This window comes from Bradyrhizobium yuanmingense, assembly GCF_025200905.1.
GTDB classification, from domain to species: domain Bacteria; phylum Pseudomonadota; class Alphaproteobacteria; order Rhizobiales; family Xanthobacteraceae; genus Bradyrhizobium; species Bradyrhizobium yuanmingense.
In genome coordinates this window covers 2,476,856-2,501,460 of record NZ_CP104173.1, presented here as the reverse complement: position 1 = coordinate 2,501,460, position 24,605 = coordinate 2,476,856, and the positions used below count along the sequence as shown (strand labels likewise).

Annotated in this window: 22 protein-coding genes; 6 read left to right on the top strand and 16 right to left on the bottom strand. The window is 62.7% G+C overall.

The window, feature by feature from the left end; genetic code table 11:
• The first annotated feature begins 192 nt into the window (after positions 1-192).
• The 3 genes from N2605_RS11625 to N2605_RS11615 all read left to right on the top strand — a co-directional run bounded on the left by N2605_RS11625 (position 193) and on the right by N2605_RS11615 (position 1,798).
• Positions 193-744, top strand: coding sequence for a thiamine pyrophosphate-binding protein (locus N2605_RS11625; protein ID WP_036005614.1), 552 nt, complete (start codon positions 193-195; stop codon positions 742-744).
• Positions 745-752: 8 nt separating this feature from the next.
• Positions 753-1,349, top strand: a complete 597-nt coding sequence (locus tag N2605_RS11620; RefSeq protein WP_225111779.1) for a thiamine pyrophosphate-dependent enzyme — start codon at positions 753-755, stop codon at positions 1,347-1,349.
• Between the two features lie 77 nt (positions 1,350-1,426).
• Complete coding sequence (locus N2605_RS11615; protein ID WP_036005619.1) at positions 1,427-1,798, top strand: VanZ family protein; 372 nt, start codon at positions 1,427-1,429, stop codon at positions 1,796-1,798.
• Positions 1,799-1,838: 40 nt separating this feature from the next.
• Here the strand turns inward: N2605_RS11615 and N2605_RS11610 are convergent, their stop codons facing one another.
• The 10 genes from N2605_RS11610 to N2605_RS11565 all read right to left on the bottom strand — a co-directional run bounded on the left by N2605_RS11610 (position 1,839) and on the right by N2605_RS11565 (position 14,202).
• Entirely contained in the window at positions 1,839-2,222 is a 384-nt protein-coding gene (locus N2605_RS11610; protein WP_036005622.1) for a DUF1236 domain-containing protein, read from the bottom strand.
• 112 nt (positions 2,223-2,334) lie between these two features.
• A complete protein-coding gene (locus N2605_RS11605) occupies positions 2,335-3,222 on the bottom strand; it encodes a 2-hydroxy-3-oxopropionate reductase (RefSeq protein ID WP_036005625.1) in 888 nt (295 codons plus the stop codon).
• A 100-nt stretch (positions 3,223-3,322) separates the two neighbouring features.
• A complete protein-coding gene (hyi, locus tag N2605_RS11600; protein ID WP_036005630.1) occupies positions 3,323-4,108 on the bottom strand; it encodes a hydroxypyruvate isomerase in 786 nt (261 codons plus the stop codon).
• Between the two features lie 13 nt (positions 4,109-4,121).
• The gene (gene gcl / locus N2605_RS11595; protein ID WP_260346589.1) at positions 4,122-5,906 is read right to left on the bottom strand and encodes a glyoxylate carboligase; all 1,785 of its coding nucleotides are present in this window, start codon (positions 5,904-5,906) and stop codon (positions 4,122-4,124) included.
• A gap of 152 nt (positions 5,907-6,058) precedes the next feature.
• Positions 6,059-7,861, bottom strand: coding sequence for an adenine deaminase C-terminal domain-containing protein (locus N2605_RS11590; protein WP_260346588.1), 1,803 nt, complete (start codon positions 7,859-7,861; stop codon positions 6,059-6,061).
• 120 nt (positions 7,862-7,981) lie between these two features.
• The gene (locus N2605_RS11585; RefSeq protein WP_036023341.1) at positions 7,982-9,481 is read right to left on the bottom strand and encodes a tripartite tricarboxylate transporter permease; all 1,500 of its coding nucleotides are present in this window, start codon (positions 9,479-9,481) and stop codon (positions 7,982-7,984) included.
• Positions 9,481-9,966, bottom strand: coding sequence for a tripartite tricarboxylate transporter TctB family protein (locus N2605_RS11580; RefSeq protein ID WP_057030059.1), 486 nt, complete (start codon positions 9,964-9,966; stop codon positions 9,481-9,483). The genes N2605_RS11585 and N2605_RS11580 overlap by 1 nt, the downstream gene beginning before the upstream one ends.
• Positions 9,963-10,931: a Bug family tripartite tricarboxylate transporter substrate binding protein gene (locus N2605_RS11575; protein WP_260346587.1), complete on the bottom strand. Its 969-nt coding sequence runs from the start codon at positions 10,929-10,931 to the stop codon at positions 9,963-9,965. Before N2605_RS11575 ends, N2605_RS11580 begins: the two co-directional genes overlap by 4 nt.
• A gap of 103 nt (positions 10,932-11,034) precedes the next feature.
• Positions 11,035-11,877 (bottom strand): IclR family transcriptional regulator, encoded by an 843-nt coding sequence (locus N2605_RS11570; protein ID WP_036005661.1) that lies wholly within the window; start codon positions 11,875-11,877, stop codon positions 11,035-11,037.
• 195 nt (positions 11,878-12,072) lie between these two features.
• A complete protein-coding gene (locus N2605_RS11565; protein WP_036005664.1) occupies positions 12,073-14,202 on the bottom strand; it encodes an acetate--CoA ligase family protein in 2,130 nt (709 codons plus the stop codon).
• Between the two features lie 351 nt (positions 14,203-14,553).
• Here N2605_RS11565 and N2605_RS11560 point away from each other — a divergent pair, with 351 nt between their 5' ends.
• The 3 genes from N2605_RS11560 (at position 14,554) to frc (ending at position 18,399) form a co-directional block, all read left to right on the top strand.
• Positions 14,554-15,249, top strand: a complete 696-nt coding sequence (locus N2605_RS11560) for a GntR family transcriptional regulator (RefSeq protein ID WP_157282741.1) — start codon at positions 14,554-14,556, stop codon at positions 15,247-15,249.
• A gap of 76 nt (positions 15,250-15,325) precedes the next feature.
• Positions 15,326-17,059 (top strand): oxalyl-CoA decarboxylase, encoded by a 1,734-nt coding sequence (gene oxc / locus N2605_RS11555; protein WP_260346586.1) that lies wholly within the window; start codon positions 15,326-15,328, stop codon positions 17,057-17,059.
• Positions 17,060-17,121: 62 nt separating this feature from the next.
• Positions 17,122-18,399 carry a formyl-CoA transferase gene (frc, locus tag N2605_RS11550; RefSeq protein ID WP_036005670.1) on the top strand — a complete coding sequence of 426 codons (1,278 nt, stop codon included), beginning with the start codon at positions 17,122-17,124 and terminating at the stop codon, positions 18,397-18,399.
• A gap of 432 nt (positions 18,400-18,831) precedes the next feature.
• Here the strand turns inward: frc and N2605_RS11545 are convergent, their stop codons facing one another.
• From N2605_RS11545 to N2605_RS11520, 6 genes are all read right to left on the bottom strand, one after another.
• Positions 18,832-19,395 (bottom strand): group I truncated hemoglobin, encoded by a 564-nt coding sequence (locus N2605_RS11545; RefSeq protein WP_036023379.1) that lies wholly within the window; start codon positions 19,393-19,395, stop codon positions 18,832-18,834.
• A gap of 204 nt (positions 19,396-19,599) precedes the next feature.
• Positions 19,600-20,406 (bottom strand): ABC transporter substrate-binding protein, encoded by an 807-nt coding sequence (locus N2605_RS11540; protein ID WP_249795392.1) that lies wholly within the window; start codon positions 20,404-20,406, stop codon positions 19,600-19,602.
• A 312-nt stretch (positions 20,407-20,718) separates the two neighbouring features.
• Positions 20,719-21,195 carry a hypothetical protein gene (locus N2605_RS11535; RefSeq protein WP_225153694.1) on the bottom strand — a complete coding sequence of 159 codons (477 nt, stop codon included), beginning with the start codon at positions 21,193-21,195 and terminating at the stop codon, positions 20,719-20,721.
• A gap of 662 nt (positions 21,196-21,857) precedes the next feature.
• Positions 21,858-22,616: a hypothetical protein gene (locus N2605_RS11530; RefSeq protein ID WP_225154115.1), complete on the bottom strand. Its 759-nt coding sequence runs from the start codon at positions 22,614-22,616 to the stop codon at positions 21,858-21,860.
• Positions 22,617-22,795: 179 nt separating this feature from the next.
• On the bottom strand, positions 22,796-23,518 hold the full coding sequence (locus N2605_RS11525; protein ID WP_109144347.1) for a GrlR family regulatory protein: 723 nt from the start codon (positions 23,516-23,518) through the stop codon (positions 22,796-22,798).
• A gap of 224 nt (positions 23,519-23,742) precedes the next feature.
• A complete protein-coding gene (locus tag N2605_RS11520; protein ID WP_260346585.1) occupies positions 23,743-24,573 on the bottom strand; it encodes an outer membrane protein in 831 nt (276 codons plus the stop codon).
• Positions 24,574-24,605 lie beyond the last annotated feature (32 nt).

The following is a 24,605-nucleotide window of genomic DNA, read 5'->3' as shown; positions in this document are numbered from 1 at the left end:
GCGCCCTCCTATGCCCCTCCCGTGTTCTGGTTGTCGCCGCTTATGCCATGGCGGTGCCGGCCACGGCAGGCCTGCTAGCGCAGATCACGGTGACGGCGCGGACATGTTGACAATCCCGCTGCCCGCGTCAAGTTCGGCAGACCGCCGCGACGGCCAGAACCAAGAAGCATGCGCGGCCCCAGGGAGAGCGCGATGGCGATTGCGGAACAGCAGCCGCAGGGGAGCAGCGACGGAAGCTGGCACGGCATCGTCCTGCAAACCTTGAAGCGGAACGAGATCAACCTGATCCCTTACGTGCCGGACCGCGTGCTGACGCCGCTGATCAAGAACCTGCACGCCGATCCCTTCTTCACCACTTTCGCGACCGCCCGTGAGGAAGAGGCCGTCGGCATCGTCGCCGGCGCCTGGATGGGCGGTCGGCGCGGCGCGGTGCTGATGCAGACCTCCGGCTTTGCGACGCTCGCAAACGTGCTGGCCTCGCTCGCAGTGCCCTACCAGATTCCGCTGATCATGCTCGTCTCTGAGCGCGGCACGCTCGGCGAATTCAACTACGGCCAGTCCCTGGTCTGCCGCACCATGCGACCGGTGCTGGATTCGCTGGCGCTGGAGCATCACACCATCACCCGGCTCGACGAGCTCGAATTCATCGCCGACCGCTCGATCAAGCAGGCCGTCACCACGCAGGCGCCGGTGGCGTTGATCCTCAACCCGCTGCTGACGGGCGGCAAGGTCTTCGACAAGTGAGGCCGACGATGAACACTGGCAACACCAAGGTGATGAACCGCTTCGACGTCACTTCGCGGCTGATCGCGAAGCTGAAGCACGAGGAAGCCGTGATCGGCGGCATCGGCAACACCAATTTCGATCTGTGGGCCGCCGGCCACCGCCCGCAGAACTTCTACATGCTGGGCAGCATGGGACTCGCCTTTCCGATCGCGCTCGGCGTGGCGCTGGCGCAGCCCGACCGCCGCGTCTTCGCGCTCGAAGGCGACGGCTCGCTCCTGATGCAGCTCGGTGCGCTCTCGACGATTGCAGCCTTGAAGCCGAAGAACCTCACGATGATCGTGATGGACAACGGCATCTACCAAATCACCGGGGCGCAGCCGACGCCGGCAGCGAACGTTGCCGACATCGTCGCCATTGCCATTGGCTCTGGTCTTGCGAGCAGCGCCTGGGCCGCGGACGAGGAAGATTTCGAGCGGCTGGTCGACGACGCCATGGCCGCTTCCGAGCCGAGCCTGATCGCGGTCAGGATCGACGACAAGCCCGGCGTGGGCACCACCCGGCGCGACCCCGTGCAGATCCGCGAACGCTTCATGCATGGCCTCGGCGTGCGCGATCCGCTTTAACATTTTTGTCATTAACTACACGGCGATCTGATACGAGCCTCGCGACAACCCGACCAAATTCGTGCTAAGCGACTCGGATGTTCATTCGTACCTTTGCCTGGCTGCTCGCCGCTGCCGTTACGTTCGCCACCCTCGGTCCTCCCGGCCTTCGCCCCCATTCCGACCTCGGTCAGGACGGCGAACATGCGCTTGCCTTCGTCATGGTGGGATTGGCCTTCGGCCTCGCCTATCCACGCCGGCGCCTACTGAGCGCAGCGGCCGCGGTCGTCCTGATCGGCGTTCTCGAGCTGATGCAATTTTGGGCACCCGGCCGTCACGCGCGGCTGGTGGATTTTTTGGTCGATGCTGCCACCGCGTGCCTCGGCTTTGCACTCGCCGCCGCCGCAGACCGGCTACTCTCGCGCTTTCGCACCAGCTCCGCCATGACAAGCGAAGGCCCCGCGGAGTGATGCTCCGCAGGGCCCTGCTCAGCACAAAGAATTGCGTCGATCAGTCGATGATCTTGACCACGCGGCGTGTGCGCGGCTCGACGATCACCCGGCGATCGTTCACGACCGCATAGCGATATTCGGTGTAGTTCGGCACGGGCCGCAGCACCACGGTCGGAGGCAGCGGCTCGCCGACCACGACGCGCTCCTGGACCACGACGGAGTCGCTGCGAGGAATTCCGCCGAGGACCGCATTCGGAATTTCGAGACCGGCGCCGACGGCTGCACCCACGGTGCCGCCAACCATTGCACCGATCGGGCCGCCGATGTCGCCACCTGCACGCGCGCCGTCCCTGGCGCCCTGTTCGGTCGTCGACTGAGCAAAGGCTGCGCTCGACGCCAGCAGCGACGCTGCAGCCAACGTAATCGCAAGACGGGTTTTCATGGTGTTTTGTCTCCAGTGATTGTCCTGCGCCTTCAACCCGCGGGGCCGGAGCATTGTTCCGGTTCCCCTGCGACGAAAGATGCATCACTGGACAGTGTTACCGCGTAACAGTTCAGGCCCTGGCGATCTCATGCCCCGCCATCAGTTCCAGCGCCCGCACCATGGCGGAGTGATCCCAGGCCTTGCCGCCATGTGCAGTGCAGGACGAGAACAATTGCTGCGCCACCGCCGTGCTCGGCAGCGACAGGCCGAGTGCACGCGCACCTTCGAGCGCGAGATTGAGATCCTTCTGGTGCAGCTCGATGCGGAAGCCAGGATCGAAATTGCGCTTCACCATGCGCTCGCCATGCACCTCCAGAATTCGCGAGGACGCGAAGCCGCCCATCAGCGCCTTGCGCACCAGCGCGGGATTCGCACCGGCCTTGGATGCGAACAACAGGGCCTCGCTCACGGCTTCGATGGTGAGCGCGACGATGATCTGGTTGGCAACCTTTGTCGTCTGCCCGTCGCCGTTGGCGCCGACATGCGTGACGTTCTTGCCCATCTTGTCGAAGATTGGCTTCATGGTGCCAAAAGCCCGCTCGGGCCCGCCGACCATGATGGTGAGGCTCGCCGCCTTGGCGCCGACCTCCCCGCCCGACACCGGCGCATCGAGATAATCGGCGCCGAGCGCCTCGATCTTTTTTGCAAACTCCTTCGTCGCCAGCGGCGAGATCGAGCTCATGTCGACGACGATCTTGCCCTTGGAGATGCCGCTAGCGACACCCTCCTTGCCGAACAGCACGGCCTCCACATGCGGCGTATCCGGCACCATGATGATGACCGCGTCCGCCTGCTCCGCGACCTCCCTGGCCGATGTGCAGGCGATGCCGCCCGCGGACATCAGCTCCGGCGCGATCGGAGCAACGTCACGCAGAAGCACCCGATGGCCCGCAGCCAGCAGATGGCCGGCCATCGGCCGTCCCATGGTGCCAAGTCCGATGAAGCCGATGTTGGTCATGTCTGATTTCTCACAGTTGGAGTAGCAAAACTCATCCGCGCACTCGGTGCACCTCTCCCGCTAGCGGGAGAGGGAGCGCACCGCCGACATGGCAATATTCTCAGGTCTCAAACGTCTGTGCCGCATGCCACGATAGGCCCTCCAGCGTCGTGGTGCGCGGCTTGTATTCGCAGCCGATCCAGCCGCGATAGCCGATCGCGTCGAGGTGGCGGAAGAGGAAGGGATAGTTGATCTCGCCGGTGCCGGGCTCGTGACGGCCGGGATTGTCGGCAAGCTGGACGTGGGCGATCTGAGGCAGATATTCCTGCATGGTGCGGGCGAGATCGCCCTCCATGATCTGCATGTGGTAGATGTCGTACTGGATGAAGAGGTTGTTCGATCTCACCTCGGAGATCAGCTGCACCGCCTGCTCGGTGCCGTTGAGGAAGAAGCCGGGAATGTCGAGCGTGTTGATGGGCTCGACCAATAGCTTGATGTTCTCTCGCGCCAGCGACGAAGCTGCAAAACGCAGATTCCCGACCAGCGTCTCCCGAAGCTCGTGCGGATCGGCGTCGACAGGGGCGATGCCGACGAGGCAGTTGAGCTGCTCGCAATCGAGCGCCCTGGCATAATCGATCGCGCGGAACACGCCGTCGCGGAATTCGGCGATGCGGTCGGGCAGGATCGCAATGCCGCGCTCGCCCCCCGCCCAGTTGCCCGCGGGGAGATTGTGCAGCACCTGCGTCAAGCCATGCGCCTCGAGCTGCTCGCGCAGCTGCGCCTTGTCGAAATCATAGGGGAAGAGATATTCGACCCCGGCAAAGCCCGCCGCCTTCGCCGCCGCAAAGCGGTCGAGGAACGGCATCTCGTTGAAGAGCATGGTGAGATTGGCGGCAAATTTCGGCATGGTGCTTCTTCCCCTATTCCGCCAGCTGCAGCACGCGCGTGGTCTCGACTTCGTCGAGCGGAAGGTCCAGCACCTCCTCGAACTCGACGATGTTGTCGATCTCCGTGCCCATCGCGATGTTGGTGACCCGTTCGAGGATGAACTCGACCACCACAGGCACGCGGTGCTTGGCCATCAATTCGCGGGCGGTCGCAAACGCTGCCTGCGTGTCCTTCGGGTCGGTGACGCGGATGGCCTTGCAGCCGAGGCCTTCGGCGACCGCGACATGGTCGACGCCGTAGACGCCGATCTCGGGCGCGTTGATGTTCTCGAAGGAGAGCTGGACGTGATAGTCCATGTCGAAGCCGCGCTGGGCCTGTCGGATCAGGCCGAGATAGGAATTGTTCACGACGACGTGGATGTAGGGCAGATTGAACTGCGCGCCGACCGCGAGCTCCTCGATCAGGAACTGGAAATCGTAGTCGCCGGAGAGCGCGACGATCTCGCGCTCCGGGCACGCCGCGCGCACGCCGAGCGCGGCCGGCAGCGTCCAGCCGAGCGGCCCCGCCTGCCCGGCATTGATCCAGTTGCGGGGCTTGTAGACGCCGAGGAACTGCGCGCCGGCGATCTGCGACAGGCCGATCACGGTGACATAGGTGGTGTCGCGGCCGAACGCCTTGTTCATTTCCTCGTAGACGCGCTGCGGCTTGATCGGGACGTTGTCGAAATGGCTCTTGCGCAGCATCGTCTTCTTGCGGTCGCGGCAGGCCGCAGGCCACGCCTGGCGCTCGCGGAGCCTGCCTGACCGCCGCCACTCCCTGGCGACGGCGACGAACAGTTCGAGCGCGGCCTTTGCGTCCGAGACGATGCCGAGATCGGGATTGAACACGCGCCCGATCTGCGTCGGCTCGATGTCCACGTGAACGAATTTGCGACCCTTGGTGTAGGTCTCGACCGAGCCGGTGTGGCGGTTGGCCCAGCGATTGCCGATGCCGAGCACGAAGTCGGACTCCAGCAGCGTGGCATTACCATAGCGGTGGCTGGTCTGGAGACCCACCATGCCGGCCATCAGCACGTGATCATCGGGGATCGCGCCCCATCCCATCAGCGTCGGCACGACGGGTATGTTGGCGATTTCGGCGAACTCGACCAGCAGGTCCGAGGCGTCGGCGTTGATGATGCCGCCGCCCGCAACGATCAGCGGCCGTTCGGCCGCGTTGAGCATCTCCAGCGCCTTCTCGACCTGCTTGCGCGTCGCGGCGGGCTTATAGACCGGCAGCGGCTCGTAGGTCTCGTCATCGAATTCGATCTCGGAGAGCTGTACGTCGAGGGGCATGTCGATCAGCACCGGCCCCGGCCTGCCTGAGCGCATCACGTGAAAGGCTTGGCTGAACACACGCGGCACCAGCGCCGGCTCACGTACCGTCAGTGCCCACTTCGTGACAGGCTTTGCAATTGACTCGATGTCGACCGCCTGGAAATCCTCCTTGTAGAGCCGCGCGCGCGGCGCCTGCCCCGTAATGCAGAGGATCGGGATGGAATCGGCGATCGCGGAGTAAAGACCGGTGATCATGTCGGTGCCAGCCGGCCCGGAGGTGCCGATACAGACCCCGATATTGCCGGCCTTGGCGCGTGTATAGCCTTCGGCCATGTGCGAAGCGCCCTCGACATGGCGCGCCAGGATGTGGCGGATCGAGCCGCGCTTCTTCAGCGCCGAGTAAAGTGGATTGATTGCAGCGCCGGGAACACCGAAGGCCGTCGATATACCTTCCTTCTCCAGGATACGCACGGCCGCATCGACAGCTCGCATCTTCGCCATATCGGACCTCGCTCAAATTGCGTCAGCGAGCGAGATCATCAGATACGCAGAAGCCGATCTCAACGAGACCGATTTTATTTTCCACGATGCGGCAACCACGAGAAAATCGTGGACGTGTCAATCGGTTAGATCAACAGATGCGTGAAAGCAGCTCACTCGAACAGCGGCACCAGCTGCATCTGCGGCACCAACACGAGTCCCTTATCGGTGATGCGAATTTCCGGAATGACCGATAGCGGAATCAAATTGAAGCCCATGTACGGGATGGTGCAGCCGGCCTCGGCCCATTCCTTCTTCAGCACCTTCACCTCTTCCGCCACTTCGGTGACACGCTTGTCGGACAGGAGTCCTGCGATCGGCAGCGGAACCAGCGCCCTCACCTCGCCGTCGGCGACGACGCAGACGCCGCCCTGCCGCTCCTTGATGGCGGCGATGGCGACCTGCATGTCGCCCTCGTTGGTGCCAGCGACGATGAGATTGTGGCTGTCGTGCCCGACGCTGGACGCGACCGCACCGCGCTTCAGGCCGAAATCCTTCAAGAGGCCATGGGCGACGTTGCCCGCGGATTGGCCATGACGCTCGACCACGGCGACGAAGCAGAGACCGTAGCGCGCGAACAGCGACGGCCAGTCTTTTGCGGGTTCGATCGCGACCTTCTCGTGGATCAGCGTGATGCCAGGCAGCGCGGTCTTGATGGCGTTGACGGTGCAGGCCTTGGCCGGCAATTCGGGCGTCAGCTTCATGGTCTGCGGCAGCTTGACGGTCGCATAGGCTCCCTTGGGATATTGGTAGCGATGCGACAGCGCCTGATCGAGACGCGGGGTGATCTTGCCGTGCTCGACCACGAGCTCGCCACCATACCAGGTGCATTGTGGCTCGAGCTGATCGTCCATCAGCACGAGATCGGCGCGGCGGCCGCCGCCAAGCCCGCCGATATCGCCTTCCATCCCGAAGCGGGTCGCGCCATGCAGAGAGCCCATTGACCAGGCCTGCTCGGGCGACATCCCCGCCTTCACGGCTTCCCGCACGACCCAGTCGAGACCGAACAGCAGGAGATCATCGGCGTCACGATCGTCCGTGCACACGGCGGTGCGCTTGTGCGAGGCCCCGAGCTCGGTGATTGTTCGGATCGCTTGCGGCAGCGAGTGCCAGGGCGTAGTCGGCGGTCCCCCGCGCAAAAACACCCAAACGCCGGCATCGAGCAGGTCATCGGCGATGTCGCGGTCGATCGCCTCATGGGTGTCGGTGACGCCGGATGCCGCATAGGCCGCAACGAATTCGCGGCCGTAGACATGCCCGGAAACGGGACGCCCCCGCTTTAAGGCTGCGGAGAGGATGGCATGGCTGCGCTCGTCGCCCATCGTGACAGGCACAAAATCCATCTTCTCGCCAAGCGCCACCGCTTCGGGCCAGCGATCGAACAGACCGGCGACCTTGTCCGGCGTGAGGTCGCCGCCCGCCGTCTCCAGTTCAGCCGAGGTCGCGGGAACCGTGCTCGGCACGGTCAAGAAGATCGACAGCGGCGCCTCGCGCGCATCTTCCAGCATCGCCTCCACACCGGCGACGTCCATGACGTTGCCGATCTCGTGGCTGTCGCAGAAGATCGTGGTGGTGCCGTTCAGCAACGCAGCCTCGGCATAGGCGCAGGCCGTCACCATCGAGGATTCGATGTGGATGTGCGGATCGACGAGGCTGGGCGCGATGATGCCACCGGCGGCGTCATACAGCGGAACATCGCTCCAGGCTTTCTTGGCTGTGCCTGCCGGTTTCACCGCCGCGATGCGGCCGCCTGTGATCCAGACTTCCCGCCCCTGATGAATGCGCTCCGAATAGGTCGAGAGCACCCGCGCCCCCGTGACGACGAGATCCGGCGCGACGCGGGCCGACGCAACATCGGCCAAGCGCCGCGTCATGCTGTGCAGGGGAGCAACGGTGAAGCGGGTGAGTTTGGTCATCGGGGCTCTCACGGATATTGGACAGCCCAGCGATGGTTGCCCCCGACGGCGGCAGGGGCAACTCAAATAAAACGGCACCTTTGCTTACGCATTGGGCAAACTGGCCGTTGATGAGTTCCGCTAGTCCTCATTCGCCTTGAACCGCCCGAGCCCCTTCAAGACGAAGGGTGCCACCAGCGCGATCAGCGCGACGCCGAGGAGCGTCGCCGAGATCGGGCTCTGCAGCAGCGTCATGGGATCGCCGAGGCTGATCGCGAGCGCGCGGCGGAGCTGGCTTTCGGCAATCGGGCCCAGGATCAGGCCGACGACGACGGGCGCGATCGGGAAATCGAACCGGCGCATCAGGAAGCCGAGCACACCGAAGCCGGCCAGCATCGACAATTCCACCACCGACGGCTTTGCCGCGATCGTGCCCATGGTCGCGAACACGAGGATGCCGGCATAGAGCCAGGGCTGCGGGATCGCGAGCAGCCGCACCCATAGGCCGACCAGCGGCAGGTTGAGCACCAGCAGCATCATGTTGGCGATGAAAAGACTTGCGATCAGACCCCACACGAGGTCGGGCCGCTCGGCGAACAGCAGCGGGCCCGGATTGAGGCCGTATTGCTGGAAGCCCGCCAGCATCATCGCGGCGGTCGCCGAGGTCGGCAGGCCTAGCGTCAGCAGCGGCACCAGCGTGCCGGCAGCGGAGGCGTTGTTGGCGGCTTCGGGGCCGGCGACCCCTTCGATCGCGCCCTTGCCGAATTCTTCGGGATGCTTCGTCAGCCGCTTCTCGGTCGAATAGGACAGGAAGGTCGGGATCTCCGCGCCGCCGGCCGGGAGCGCACCGATCGGGAAACCGAACATGGTCCCGCGCAGCCATGGCTTCCAAGACCGCTTCCAGTCCTCCTTGGTCATCCACAGCGAGCCGCGCACCGGCTCCAGCTTCTCCTCGGTGTGGTGGCGGCGCGATGCGACGTAGAGTGCCTCGCCCACCGCGAACAGGCCGACCGCGAGCGTTGTGACTTCAACGCCGTCGAGCAATTCAGGAACGCCGAACGCAAGCCGCGCCTGACCGGTCAACTTGTCGATGCCGACGAGACCGAGCGTCAGACCGATGAACAGGCTGGTCAGGCCGCGGATTGGGGAATCGCCGAAGGTCGCCGACACCGTGACGAAGGCAACGCACATCAGCGCGAAATAATCCTCCGGACCGAAGCGCACGGCGACATCGACCAGCCATGGCGCAAGGAAAGCCAAGCCAATGGTGGCGATGGTGCCGGCGACGAAGGAACCGATTGCGGAGGTCGCAAGCGCCGGCCCGCCGCGGCCGGCCTTGGCCATCTTGTTGCCTTCGAGCGCGGTCGCCATCGAGGCGCTTTCACCCGGCGTGTTGATGAGGATCGCTGTGGTCGATCCGCCGTACATGCCGCCATAATAGATGCCGGCGAACATGATCAGCGAACCGCCGGGGTCGAGCTTGTAGGTCACTGGCAGCAGCAGCGCGACCGTCAATGCCGGGCCGATGCCGGGCAGAACGCCCACGGCCGTGCCGAGGAACACGCCGATCAGCGCGTAAAGCAGGTTCATCGGCTGGACGGCGACCGCCATGCCGTGAGCCAGCGCGGCAAAGGTATCCATCACAGCAGTCGCTCCAGCGGGCCGGCAGGCAGGCTCAGCGTCAACAACCGGTCAAACGCGAGATAGATGAGGGTCGACATCACGAGAGCGATGATGGCGTCGATGAGGATGGCACGGCGCCCGAAGGCCGCCGAGGTCGTCACGAACAGGGCCGAGGTCGCCAGGATGAAGCCGCCGCCAAAGCCGATGATGGCGATCAGTAGCGCCAGACCGACGAGGATCAGAACCACAGGCACGGGATCGGCGCTTTCGCGTGCCGGCAGATTGCCGCGCAGAGCGTCCACGAAATTGCCGATCGCAAGCAGCGCAAGGCCGCAGGCGACCACGACCGGCATCGCCTCCGGCCCCATCCCGTACATCGCGGCAGATTGCAGGCCGCGCGCGTCCCAGACCAGCACGACCGCGAGCACCGCAAGCGATGCCGCGATGACGAGACCGGCGCGGTCGACGCGCCGCGGCGGCTGGACGGGATCGCCCGAGGTCATGATTTGACCAAGCCGACCGATTTCAGCACGTCGGTGACACGGGCCGTTTCCTTCTTCAGGAAGTCGGCAAAAGCATCGCCGCCGAGATAGGCATCCTCCCAGCCCTTCTGCTTGAGGATCTCTTTCCAGGCGTCAGACTTCACCATCTTCTCGACCGCATCGCTCAAGGTCTTGCGCTGCTCCGGCGTGATGCCGGGAGGCGCGACCACCGAACGCCAATTGGCGATCACGAGGTCGATGCCCTGCTCCTTGAACGTGGGGATGTCGTTGCCTGCGATGCGCTTCTCCGAGGTCACGCCGATCGCGCGCAGCTTGCCGGACTTGATCTGCCCTTCATATTCGCTGAGCCCCGAAATGCCCGCGGTGACCTTGCCGCCGAGGATCGCCGCCAGCGACTCGCCGCCGCCGGAGAACGGGATGTAATTGATCTTCTTGGCGTCGGCACCGACGGCGCCGGCGAACAAGGCCGCCATCACATGGTCGACGCCGCCGGCCGAACCGCCGGCAAAGGTGACCTTGGCGATATCGGCCTTCACCGCGGCGGCCAGATCCTGCGCAGTCTTGATCGGTGAGTTCGCGGGAACCACGATCACCTGGATTTCCTCGGTCAGGCGCGCGATCGGCGTCACCTGCTCCAGCGTCACTGGCGACTTGTTCATGGCGAGCGCGCCGACCATGACGAAGCCGTTGACCATCATCTGGTTGCCGTCGCCCTTGGCGCCGTTGACGAACTGCGCGATGCCGACGCTGCCACCTGCACCGGGAACATTGGTGACCTGCACGCTGCGGGCGACGCCCGCAGCCACCAGCGCCTGCTGCATCGAGCGCGCGGTCTGGTCCCAGCCTCCGCCCGGAGCCGCCGGCGCCATCAGCTTGAGCTCGAGCTGCTGGGCAAAACCCGGATTGGCTGCCGCGAGGGTCAACGCGACGGCTGCGCCGACAAGGCGCGCGAGAAATCGGAACATGAGGGCATCTCCAGGCTCATGCGGACGTTTGCCGCATTGTGTCGTTTGGTCGCATATCAGCCAAAACGGCCGATGCTGTCCAGTGAGATCCCCAAGAGTCCTTTTAGCGGGGCGCTGGGATCACCCCGCCAAGCGCGGCCGTCAATTCGGCCGCAACTTCCCGGACGATCTGCCCGATCTCCGGCAACCGTTCGTCGGTAACGCGGCTGGTCATGCCGGATACGGAGATCGCGGCAAGCGGTTCAGCCAGTGAGTTGTATACCACCGCGGCGACGCAGCGTAGCCCGATCTGCGCCTCCTCATCGTCAACAGCAAAGCCCTGTTTGCGGATTTTCTCGAGCTCCCTGAACAGGTCGCTCGGCCGCACGATCGACTTCTCGGTCAGGCGGGGCATGCCGTGATGGCGGATGACGGCGCCGACATCCTCGTCTGAATAGGTTGCGAGCACCGCCTTGCCGACGCCGGAGGTCACCATGGGGACGCGGCCACCGACCTTGGTCAGCGAGCGCATGATCTCGCGGCTTTCCATACGGGTCAGCACGATGATGAACTCATCGTCGACCACGGCGAGATTGGCCGTCTCGCGGGTGAGATCGCGCAGCTTGCGCAAATATGGAATCGCCTGTGCGGAGAAATTGCGTCGCCGCGCAAAGCTGGCGCCGACCGTGAAGCTGCGCACCCCGACATGCCATTTGGATTCGCCACGGTCGAACTGCACGAAGCGGCGGCTTTCGAGCGTTGCGAGCAGCCGGTGCACGGTGGACGCCGACAGGCCGGTGCGGATCGCGAGATCGCTCAGACGATAGCCTTCGTCGTCCTCGGCCAGCGTCTCGATGATCGACAGCGCGCGGTCGACCGATTGCACGCCACCGTCGCGGCTCTCGTGATCGGCCTCCGAGGCCGATTTGGGCTCGAGCGATTTGCGCCGGATCACGTTCTTGCTCATCGCGACCTGCATTTCTTCTCTTCCCCTCTCCCGCTTGCGGGGCCGAGACGAGCAACGCTCGCTCTGAAAGGGTCAGGGTGAGAGGGAGCTTCCGCAAGGACAGTGGCAATTGGACTCGCGGAAGCTCCCCCTCGCCCGGAATTTGCTGTGCAAATTCCGGCCTCTCCCCGCAAGCGGGGAGAGGTGAACGCAAGCTCAGAGCAGCCCTGCCCCGCGCGCCCACTTGTACTTGGCGCCAAGCACCTCGACCGGTAGCTCGGTCGAATAGGCGTAAGCCGGGATGCCGTTCTGATAGAGATATTCGGCGGCCTCCTCGACCTCGACGTCGCCAGCGAGCGAGGCAACCATCGGCTTCACAAAACCCTTGGCCTCCATCTCCTTCTTCACCTCGACCATGTTGCGAGCGAACACCATCGGCGGCGTGACGATGGTGTGCCAATAGCCGAGGATCAGCGCGTGGATGCGCTCATCCGACAGGCCGAGCTTCACGGTGTTGACGTAGGTGATCGGCGGTTCGCCGCCGGTGATATCCACGGGATTGCCGGCAGCACCGAACGGCGGGATGAACTTGCGGAAGGCCGCATCGAGATCCGGCGGCATCGACATCAGCGACAGGCCGTTATCGACGCAGGAGTCCGACAGCAGCACGCCCGAGCCGCCGGCACCGGTGATGATGAGAACGTTCTCGCCCTTCGGCGTCGGCAGCACCGGTACGCCGCGGGCGAATTCGAGCAACTGGCGAAGTGAGCGGGCACGGATCACGCCGGACTGCTTGAACACGTCCTCATAGATGCGATCGTTGCCGGCGAGCGCGCCGGTGTGGGACGACGCCGCCTTCGCGCCGGCCGAGGTCCGGCCGGCCTTGAGCACCACCACCGGCTTCTTCTTGGACACGCGCTTTGCGGCTTCCGCGAAGGCGCGGCCGTCCTTGAGGTCTTCGCAGTGCTGGGCGATCAGATTGGTGTTCGGGTCCTGCTCGAAGAAGGCGAGCAGATCGTCCTCGTCGATATCGGACTTGTTGCCGAGGCCGACGATCGCGGACACGCCCATCTTGGCCGAGCGCGAGAAGCCGATGATGGCCATGCCGATGCCGCCCGACTGCGACGACAGCGCCGCATGGCCCTTGACGTCATAGGCGGTGCAGAAGGTCGCGCAGAGATTGGCGGGCGTATAATAGAAGCCGTAGATGTTCGGCCCCATCAGACGGATGTCGTACTTCTTGCCGACCTCGACGATCTCGGCCTGCAGCTCCGGCGCACCGGCTTCAGCGAAGCCCGACGGGATCAGCACCGCGCCCGGGATCTTCTTCTCGCCGCATTCGGTCAGCGCGGCCGCGACGAATTTCGCGGGGATTGCGAACACCGCGACGTCGATCACACCAGGCACGTCCTTGACGCTCTTGTAGGCCTTGTAGCCGAGGATCTCGGCGGCCTTGGGATGGATCGGATAGATCTCGCCCTTGTAGCCGCCGTTGATGAGGTTCTTCATCACGGAATTGCCGATCTTGCCGTCCTCCGCGGAGGCGCCGACCACGGCGACCGCCTTCGGCTGCATGATGCGGTTCATCGCCGCGACGATCTCATCGGTCGGACGCGGCTTCGGCTTGGGCTTGTAGGCGAAGTCGACCACGATGCGGACGTCTGCGGCCGTGGCATCCTTCGGCGTCGCGAACACCGGGTTGAGGTCGAGCTCGACGATCTCAGGGAAATCGGTGACGAGCTGCGAGACCTTGACGATGACGTCGGCGAGCGCGTTGCGGTTCACCGGCTCGCCGCCGCGCACGCCTTTCAGGATCTCGTGCGCCTGGATGCCGTCGAGCATCGAGAGCGCGTCTTCCTTGGTCGCCGGCGCGAGGCGGAAGGTGATGTCCTTGAGCACCTCGACGAGCACGCCGCCGAGGCCGAAGGCGACCAGCTTGCCGAACGAGCCGTCGGTGATCGAGCCGACGATGACCTCGGTTCCGCCGGCCAACATCTGCTGCACCTGCACACCTTCGATCTTGGCATCGGACTTATATTTCTTTGCGTTGCCGAGGATGGTCTCGTAGGCCTTCTCAGCCTCCTCGGTCGTCTTGAGGCCGACGATGACGCCGCCGGCTTCGGTTTTGTGGAGAATGTCCGGCGAGACGATCTTCATCACGACGGGGAAGCCCATGGACGAAGCCATCTTGCCGGCCTCGCCCGCCGACTTGGCCACGCCCTCCTTCGGCACCGGAATGCCGTAGGCGTCGCAGACCAGCTTGCCTTCCGGGGCCGTCAGGCTGGTGCGATTGTCCGCCTTGACCTGGTCAAGCACCTTGCGGACGGCATCTTTGGAATTGGACATGTGGCTTCTCCCTTGACCTCAGTTCGTTCTTTTCAAAGCGCGCGCGTGTTTGCGGCTGCCCATGATGCTTGCCATTCGCCGCGCTCTGTTCCATGCGGCGGTACGGAGTGGCATAAGCCTCAAGACTACTCCGCCGGCATGGATCAAAAATGGCTGGCGATGGCATTTGGTATGCCAGAAGCCAACTTGTCAAGCTGGTGCATGGCCTAGAAGGCCGCAAAAAATAGGCAGCTTGACATTCTGGCATGTGGTATGCCAAAAACTTTCCAGTTAATATTCCTGTAAAAGACGACTCCCCACTGGAGGAGATTCGTCGTGTCACTACGGAAACCAACCAAGGCGTTGCCGAACATGGCCGAGGCAGACATCGCAATCGTTCGTATTGCCCCGGAGAGCAGCTTCAAGAACAAGGCGTATGACGCCTTGAAGGAAGCCATCCTCAAGATGGACATCTACTCGACGCCCGAGCCGGTGATGCTCGACGAGCGCGCATTGTCTGAGAGGCTTGGCGTCAGCCGCACGCCGATCCGCGAGGCCATCGCGATGCTGGAGCAGGACGGTTTCGTGAAGACCGTGCCCCGCCGCGGCATCATGGTGGTGCGCAGGACCAAGAGCGAGATCGTCGACATGATCCGCGCCTGGGCGGCGCTGGAGAGCATGGCCGCCCGCCTCATCACCACCACCGCGCGCAAGAAGGACATCACGGCGCTGCGCGACTATTTCAAGGATTTCGGCAAGGACCGACTGCCCGAGGATCACGTCGAGGAATATTCGCGCGCCAACATCGCCTTCCACCAGGCGCTGATCTCGCTGTCGGAATCCCCCGTGCTGGTCGATCTCACCAACGACCTCCTCTTGCACGTGCGCGGCTATCGCCAGCTGACCATCGGACGCAAGGACCGCACCGCGACGTCACTGCCCGAGCATCTCGGCATCATCGAAGCGCTGGAAGCGCGCGACACCGAGCTTGCCGAGAAGCGCGCCCGCGATCACACCCTCGGCCTTGCCGCTTACGTCGAAGCGCACGGCCAAGAACTGTTTACGTAACTGTTCACTTAAGCAACGTTCACCAGAAGGGCGAACAATTCGCCCCAACGACCTTGAGACCAGGGAGACAAGGCCCATGCTGAATACCGCGACCAAGTCCGAAGCACCGGGCACCGAGCAGGAACTGACGGATGGCTTCCATCTCGTCATCGACGCGCTCAAGCTGAACGGCATCAACACCATCTATAATGTGCCGGGCATCCCGATCACGGATTTGGGCCGCATGGCGCAGGCCGCGGGTATTCGCGTGATCTCGTTCCGTCACGAGCAGAACGCCGGCTACGCCGCCGGCATCGCCGGCTATCTCACCAAGAAGCCCGGCGTCTGCCTCACGGTGTCGGCGCCCGGCTTCCTCAATGGTCTCACCGCCCTCGCCCACGCCACCACCAATTGCTATCCGATGATCCTGGTCTCCGGCTCTTCCGAGCGCGAGATCGTCGACCTCCAGCAGGGCGACTACGAGGAGATGGACCAGCTTGCGATCGCAAAGCCGCTGTGCAAGGCGGCCTATCGCGTGCTGCACGCCCAGGACATCGGCATCGGCTTCGCCCGCGCCATCCGCGCTGCGGTCTCAGGCCGTCCGGGCGGCGTCTATCTCGACCTGCCGGCAAAACTGTTCGGCCAAGTCATGAACGCCGAGGCCGGCCAGAAGTCGCTGGTCAAGGTGATCGACGCGGCGCCCGCGCAGATCCCCTCGCCCGCGTCCGTGAAGCGCGCGCTCGACGTGCTCAAGAGCGCCAAGCGCCCCCTCATCATCCTCGGCAAGGGCGCGGCCTACGCGCAGGCCGATGAGGAGATCAAGAGCTTCGTCGAGAAGAGCGGCGTTCCGTTCCTGCCCATGAGCATGGCCAAGGGCCTGCTCCCCGACACCCATCCGCAATGCGCCGGCGCCGCCCGCTCGACGGTGCTGAAGGACTCCGACGTCGTCATGCTGATGGGCGCGCGGCTGAACTGGCTGCTGTCGCACGGCAAGGGCAAGAGCTGGGGCGAGGCGCCGAAGAAGTTCATCCAGGTCGACATCGAGCCGAAGGAGATGGATTCCAACGTCGAGATCGTCGCGCCCGTCGTCGGCGACATCGGCTCGGTCGTCTCCGCCTTCAACCAGGCGATGGGATCATCCTGGACCGCCCCGCCGGCCGAATGGACCAAGGCGGTCTCGTCCAAGCGCGAAGAGAACGTCGCCAAGATGGCGCCGAAGCTCATGAACAACAAATCGCCGATGGATTATCACGGCGCGCTCGGTGTGCTGAAGAACGTCATCAAGGACTATCCCGAGGCGATCCTCGTCAACGAAGGCGCCAACACACTCGACCTCGCCCGCGGCGTCATCGACATGTACAAGCCCCGCAAGCGTCTCGACGTCGGCACCTGGGGCGTGATGGGCATCGGCATGGGCCAGGCGATCGCGGCCGCGCTCGAGACCGGCCACCCCGTGCTAGCGGTGGAAGGCGACTCGGCGTTCGGCTTCTCCGGCATGGAGGTCGAGACCATCTGCCGCTACAATTTGCCGATCTGCGTCGTCATCTTCAACAATGACGGCATCTATCGCGGCACCGACGTCAACGGCGCCAACTCCGATCCGGCAACGACCGTGTTCGTCAAGGGCGCGCGCTACGACAAGATGATGGAAGCCTTCGGCGGCGTCGGCGTCAACGCGACCTCGCCGGACGAGCTGAAGCGTGCCGTCAACGACGCCATGAAGTCCGGTAAGCCGACGCTCATCAACGCCGTGATCGATCCGGCCGCCGGCTCGGAGAGCGGCCGCATCGGCAACCTCAATCCACAGAGCGTTCTGCAGAAGAAGAAGTAAGTCCACCCCTCAACCCTTATTCCCTGCCGGGTGCAGGGGCAGACAGAGTACGGAGCAATACGATGACCAAAGCGCTCGAGGGCGTTCGCATTCTCGACTTCACCCACGTCCAGTCAGGACCGACCTGCACGCAGCTGCTGGCCTGGTTCGGCGCCGACGTGATCAAGGTGGAACGCCCGGGCGTGGGTGACATCACCCGCGGCCAGCTGCAGGACATCCCGAACGTGGACAGCCTGTATTTCACCATGCTCAACCACAACAAGCGCTCGATCACGCTCGACACCAAAAACCCCAAGGGCAAGGAAGTCCTCACCGAGTTGATCAAGAAGTGCGACGTGCTGGTGGAGAATTTCGGCCCCGGCGTGCTCGACCGCATGGGCTTTCCTTGGGAGAAGATCCAGGCGATCAACCCGAAGATGATCGTCGCCTCGATCAAGGGTTTTGGCCCCGGACCGTATGAAGACTGCAAGGTCTATGAGAACGTCGCCCAGTGCACCGGCGGCGCCGCCTCCACCACCGGCTTCCGCGACGGCGTCCCGCTCGTCACCGGCGCGCAGATCGGCGATAGCGGCACCGGCCTGCACCTCGCGCTCGGCATCGTCACCGCGCTCTACCAGCGCACCCACAGCGGCAAGGGCCAGCGCGTCACTGCCGCGATGCAGGACGGCGTGCTCAACCTCTGCCGCGTCAAGCTGCGCGACCAGCAGCGCCTCGCCCACGGCCCGCTGAAGGAATACAGCCAGTTCGGCGAAGGCGTGCCGTTCGGCGACGCCGTGCCGCGCGCCGGCAACGATTCCGGCGGCGGCCAGCCCGGCCGCATTCTGAAGTGCAAGGGCTGGGAGACCGATCCCAACGCCTACATCTACTTCATCACCCAGGCCCCGGTCTGGGAGAAGATCTGCGATGTGATCGGCGAACCCACCTGGAAGACCGATCCGAACTACGCCAAGCCGGCGGCGCGCCTGCCGCGCCTCAACGAGATCTTCGCCCGCATCGAGCAGTGGACGATGACGAAGACAAAGTTCGAGGCGATGGAGATCCTCAACAAGGACGACATCCCCTGCGGCCCGATCCTGTCGATGAAGGAGATCGCGGAAGACCAGTCGCTGCGCGCCACCGGCACCGTGGTCGAGGTCGACCACCCCACCCGCGGCAAGTACGTCTCGGTCGGCAACCCGATCAAGCTGTCGGATAGCCCGGCAGACGTGACGCGATCGCCGCTGCTCGGCGAGCACACCGACGAGATCCTGCGCTCGGTGCTCGGCTTCAGCGATCACCAGGTCGCCGAGATCCACAAGTCCGGCGCGCTCGACCCGCCGCAGAAGCAGGCCGCGGAGTAAGCGGACCACATTTCACGAGACCAAAGGGGCCGTCCGAAGGGGCGGCCCCTTTTGCTTGTGAAGGCGTGCAATCGCAGGCTCAAAATCAAAACTGGAAAACAACCCCATGCACAGTAGCCATCCCATTGGCACACAACGATATTTCTGATTCGACGAAAAAATTCTGACCCGTCGGGCAAAACAGGGGTATTATGCCATCGTGGCTATCATGCCGGGAGCGCACATCAGGCGCTGGCTGCTGCACATCGGAGCGGATCCCGACCACACGCTGTTCGCGGAAGGGGCTGCAGAGATCTGGAGTCCAAGGGCGCTTATCGGACGTCAGCCCGAGGGACGTCAGCATGGGCCACAACTGGACGGATCGCGGCGCGATCCAACGTGCCCGCCCAGCCGGAGCCAGTCGGTGCTAGCGAAGACCGGGAAGATCACCCTTCAGCCGCGCTTGCCGACCGTCGCAGACCCGGCGGTAACCTCGTCCTTGTGCGCGGCAAACGCAGCCAGCACCTCGGCTTTCTCGCGCTTAGGGACCTTGGCAAAGTCGAGGCTCCGCCCGAGTTCCGCCGCGACCTCATCGAACTCTGCCGGAGATATTCTGAGATTGCGGTGCGCTTCCTCAAGTCCGAGCGGCGTCGCGCCAGGCTTGGTGGCCGCGAACTTAAGGGGCCCGCCCGAAACGTCGCAGACCCACAGCGTCCGCATGAACTTGAGGCCCGGCAACCTTGTCAGGTTCTTGGTGTGCCATTCTCGTAGTTGCGGATTCTTGGACTTCTGGCCCACGACGGGATTCTTCACGACAGCGTCGCTGAAGTGATCCACCACGGCCGCAATAGCAAAAACGCCGCCCAGCCGCTCATACAGACTTTTCTCAGGCGAGGTTTGCTGGGCCTGCGCGTATGCCTTACTCGCTCCCTGCAATGCAGTCGTCGGGGCGGCGGTCAGCGCCATTCCTGCGACCATGCTTCGTCGTGTGATGGAAGTCGGAATAAATTGTACCATGGTCACCTCCTCTGGTGAGGCAACAGGATAATCCGTTGGGAGCATGCAGCCGGTCAGAATTCGTCACTTTCTTCCGGCATTAAATTTTAGGTCGATGGATTAAGATGGAAGCGTCGGGGTTACACGCTAAGAACGATTCACCGCACATTGGCTTGTGTGGCCGCCCGGGACGTCTGCGATGGGCCACAAGCGGAAGTCGGCTCTCTATTCGATAACTTCATCGGCGCGGGCTAGGAGGCTTTCAGGTAATTCCAAGCCGAGCACCCTCGCGGTGTTGCGGTTGATGATGAATTCGAATTCGGTCGGAGCTTGCACTGGCAGGTCTGCCGGATTGGCGCCGCGCAAAATTCGATCAACGTAGGATGCCGCGCCTGCATATATTTTATTGAGGTTTACTCCATACGAAACAAGACCCCCTACATCGCAGAATAGTCGTAGGAAGTAGATCGCGGGCAACCTGCACTTAGCAACAAGCGCGGTCATTTCCTTCCGTCGTGCGGCAGTCAGTGCGTCAGGTAGAAAAACAAGACCAGCGTTCCGCGTGTCTTGGAGAGATACGATTAGCCGTTCGATGCTGGAGCTATCGCCGTGGGGCGTCTCCACCGAAACCACTCCGGAGGTTTGTGCGACGGCCTTTATCGAAGCGAGAAACGCAGCAGAGTTATTCCCTAGTTCTGGGTTGTAGACAACGCCGATCCGCTCAATCTGCGGCGCGATTTCCTTCAGCAGGGAGACCCACTTACCCCCGAGAGATGGTACAAAGGCAGTGAACCCGGTAACATTACGACCGGGCCGCGCGAAAGTCTCGACATAGCGCATTCCAATCGGATCGCTGACCATCGCGAATACGGTCGGGATATTAGACCCCTCAGCTTGCAGTGACGCCATCGACGTGTTGGTAACCGCGAACAAGACATCAGGCTTCAACGAGATCAATTCGCGCGCGCACTTGCGGCTCTCCTCAGTATCGCCATCGCTTATGCAATAGTCTATGAGCAGGTTCTGACCCAACAGCCATCCTTTCTCCTTCAATACTCTTTCGAGAATCGGCCTGCTTAGAGGGCTAGCTAGGAGCGCACCCACGCGGCGGACTTGGGCCTGAGCCCCCGCAGTATATGGGAGGATTGCTACGGCACCGCTGAAGGCTATGAATTCCCGCCGTCGCATGCGTCGCTCCCTCTAGGGATCACGCCTGTGGGAAGATCAGCTTAGCACTTTTTTCGTGAGACCGGGTGCAATGACTGCTTCGGGTCAAAAGCTGCTGTCGAACACGAAGCCGCAATAGGTCTGCCAAGGGCCAGAAGCGGAAGAAGTACAGCCGAACTAATCAGGTATTCCCCAGGTGGCACGCACAAATAAACGGGCCGGCGGCAGCACGGAGGCGAGGTCAACTGGGGCGCGGTCCGGCTTAATTGCAATCAGATCGTAGCTCGCACCATGGTCGCTCGTCGTGTCCCTTAGCATTACACCGTCCGCGGTGTCCCGCGTCAGGGTCGCCGGTGCGGGATCAACGATGACGGCGGCGCGAATGCGCGCGTCCTGTATCGGCTCGGGCGGCGTCTCGCCGTTGTGAGGCTGTGCGCACATGCCGGTCGTCTCCTTGCAGAGGCTGGCGACCCTGGCGAAATCCGGCTTGATCCCCATCAGCACGAGGCCGGTCGCCCCGCCGAGCGAGAACCGACGAAGCCGACCCTCGCAGGATCGATCAAGGCCCTGTCCTTCGCATTGACTGGTGGCGGCCTGCGCGCACGCCTCGTCCTTCGAGACGGCGCTCACGCGCCTCCTCAGGATGAGGTTCATCGGCGTCCGTGCTCGTTGGCTATCTCGACCGGCTCAATGCGCCGACACCCTGGTCGACAAAGATGATGCCGCATCATCTCTGCATGCTGCGCAGCCAGTGCCGGATCGCCGCGAGCTTTGGCGGCGGCATCGCAGGCTCGCGAGGCGCAAGGACGTCAGCGACAAGCCAATACGCGACTTTCACTGACTGTCACTCCTCTCAGGGGTGCCCACGCAAAAGGACCACGAACAGCGTCGCAGAAAGCACGCTAGCCAGAGCAGCGTCACGACAACAGTGGCGAAGTGCCAATCTATGTCGCGGCGTCTGGCGCGCATTTGTGTTTCCAGCGGGTGGTCAGAGGTCCGGGCGAACGCGACGTATGCACAGCGCAGGCGAGTCGCTCCGCCTCTTCGACCTTGAGGCGGAGTTCTTCTAGTTCTGCAAGTTGGGAAGAGAGTTCGTTCAGCCGTTCGACAAACACAATCGTGCGGTGGTTCTGCATCGACGCCCTCGCCACAAGACTTGAACGGTCTAAGAGTAGAGAAGAGGAAGTGCGCAGCTCATTAAGATAAGTGAATCGGGGGTTGCGCCAAAAGACCTCTAGCCCGATTCAGGCTCAAACCCGTCCACTCCCTCAGGAACTCTCAGAGAGCGGAAAAAAGCGACACAACAACTGCTAGATTCAATATAGGCGGATCACGCGAGCAAATGCATTCTCAAGCGGCTTCGGGTCTGCTCCGATTTTTACATAGACTGGGGCGTAGCCTCTTTTTTCGGAATTTCCATCTTTGTAGACCTGAGACACGCAGTCGCTTAGCAGGCAATATAATCTGAGATGTGGAAGCCCCGGAGCGTGCGTTACAAATTCCGGTTCTGGTTTGAGATCGCCGAGGCGAGCCCAATAAGCCGAAGATCTGTTAAATATCTCAATTTTGTCGTCATTGATGCTAACCCCGTACGTCAAAGGGGGACCAATCTGCTCTCCATACGCGTGCCTTGCAATCTTTCTGAATGCAGTATGAAGGTCTGCAAGAGCTAAACGCTTTTCATCGCGTGTACCTGATTTCTTGTTCGGGAAAAGCTCTTCGAAGAATCGGTCGATATAGGGCTTTAGGCAATCGAGCTGTCGCTCAGAGAGTTTGACTCCGCTGTCAGTTACTTCTTCTTGCAGTGCAGCCACCAGCCCGTGGGCTTCCTCCTTCGTGAAGTTGACACTGGCGCCGGCGTCGGCGGATGCGTCAGCAGGTCTCAACAGTGTAATGCGACCGGTCGCATTTCCCTTCACTTCTGTTTTCTGCGTTGCCGAGCCGGTAGGGCATCCTACTTTAATAAGCCTCATGCCCAGCTCGATGCGTCTGGCTAAGTCGTCGGATTGGGCATGAGCCAATCCGATACCGATCGATTGAAGCGCGACAAGCCCAACGAATAGCAGCCGTTTCATCTCCTCCTCCACACTTTTAAGTGCTCAAAGCGACTAGGACAGGCCGGTTCGCGAGCTACGCCGCGGTTTGGTTGACAACTTCAAGTAGCTTATCTCTATTTCTACTACTTTAGCTTGGAAAAATGATGGGTGTGCGGCGCGGCGTCGCGCGGCAGCTGCGCCCTCGGCTTTCGCGCCCCTTAAGCAGCGCAGATCAATTTCAGATCAGCTTCGAACCTGATGCTGCGCTTGCCCGCAAGCGCCGTGCCCTCGAGGAAACCGCCCTTGGCATCGCACGTCCCGGAAAAACCAATTCCAATCTCGTGTCCGCCGAATACCGGGTCTTCCCCTCGCGCCGGCGTATGCTCTTGATTGACCATCTGCCCTCTCCATCGACCGCTGGAGGAGGAATATGACCCCAGATAGTAGAAGAAGGCATCGCCACCCAGGATACGGCCGTTGTTCAATAGCATCACCCCAGTCAGGCCGCCGGGGACGCCGTCCAAGATTTTGAGATGGATGGAGTACAATCCGTTGGAAATGCCACCTTCACCAATCATCCCGGGCGCCGGAAGGTCGCTTTCATCCAGCGGGGTCATGATGGATCGAAAGACGGCACCCGGCACCTGCGGGGAACTGCCCTCGAAGTGAAACGCCTTGCCAACGGCTCTTCCAACGACGGAAATTGACGAGACGTCGGAACCCAGCAAAGACTGATGATCAGCGCCAAAATTGTGTCGTCGGCTGGTCACATCGACACGGATTGAGTCCCCCTCGACATGGTAATTCCCGATATGAGCAAACCCTGAATTGCCGCCCAGCAACTTGCCCCGGCGCACATACGTGACGCTCCGGCCAACCATTTGATTGATCGAGAATTCACTTTTGAAGAGGCCGTCGAAAGTGCTTGATAACTCGTTCATCCGGCACCACCGATTGACTCGGACTCCTCTTTTGCTCAGCGGCTAGTCTCGGAAGACCGAGAGTACCGTTCGATTATTTCGACATCGGGGTCGATGACGCCCTCGCGATAGCCGAACAAGTTGACGTCCGAGTTCGGGGCAGAGCAGACTTGCTCTGCCCTGCCCGTGGTTCGCTACTGGCCGCGCCTGCGTTACCACCACTAAGCACCACAAAATCCATTCAGTCAAAACCGATAATTGATGCCGCCCTTGGCCGTATGAAGCTGAACCTCGGTGTCCGTGAAGGACGCTCCGGGGAATGCAAGAGCATTGCCGTTCGACTTTCCGAGATTGATGTAGATGTACTCGGCCTTGAACGTCCAGCGCGGGTCGAAAGCCCATTCAATGCCGCCACCCGCGGAGAAGCCGACCTGGACGTCGGACGATGACGCGCTTCGCGTCAGGGCCGGGAAGAAGCCGTTGAAATTGGCGATATTCGGCGTGGCGAGATTGGAGGTGAAGATGCTGTTCTTGACGTGGCCCCAGGCGAAGCCACCGGTACCGTAGATCAGCACATTGTTCGCCGCGTATCCGAGACGTCCGCGGATCGTGCCGAAGACATCGATTTCCTGCTTGAGATTGAACACGCCGGTGAAGGCGCCATTGTCGCCGCCGATCGTTCCGGTGACGCTGAAGGGGCGGCTCGCCGTTTCCCTGATGGCAGCGCCGCTGACATCCGCTTCCAGACCATACACGAACGTGCCGGACTGCCAGTTATAGCCGATTTGGCCGCCGCCGAATCCGCCCTTGGGGCTCACATCCAGGGTGAACGGCCCAGTGCCACCCGTGACGACATAGCCGGGCACCGTCCCGGTTGCGAGCGCGCCGGGATCGAAGGTCGCCGTCGGATCGCTCCAGCCATAACCGCCATGCACGCCGGCGTAAAAACCGGTCCAGCTGAATGCGACCGGCGCGGGCGGCGCCTTGGTGTAGGCCCTGGCAAGATCGGCCGCGGAGGCGGCGTGGGAGAGACACACAGCCGAGGCCAGAAGGGCAGCAGAGACGATGGATTTCATGACTTCCCTCAAATTGCGCCGAGAGGCGGCGC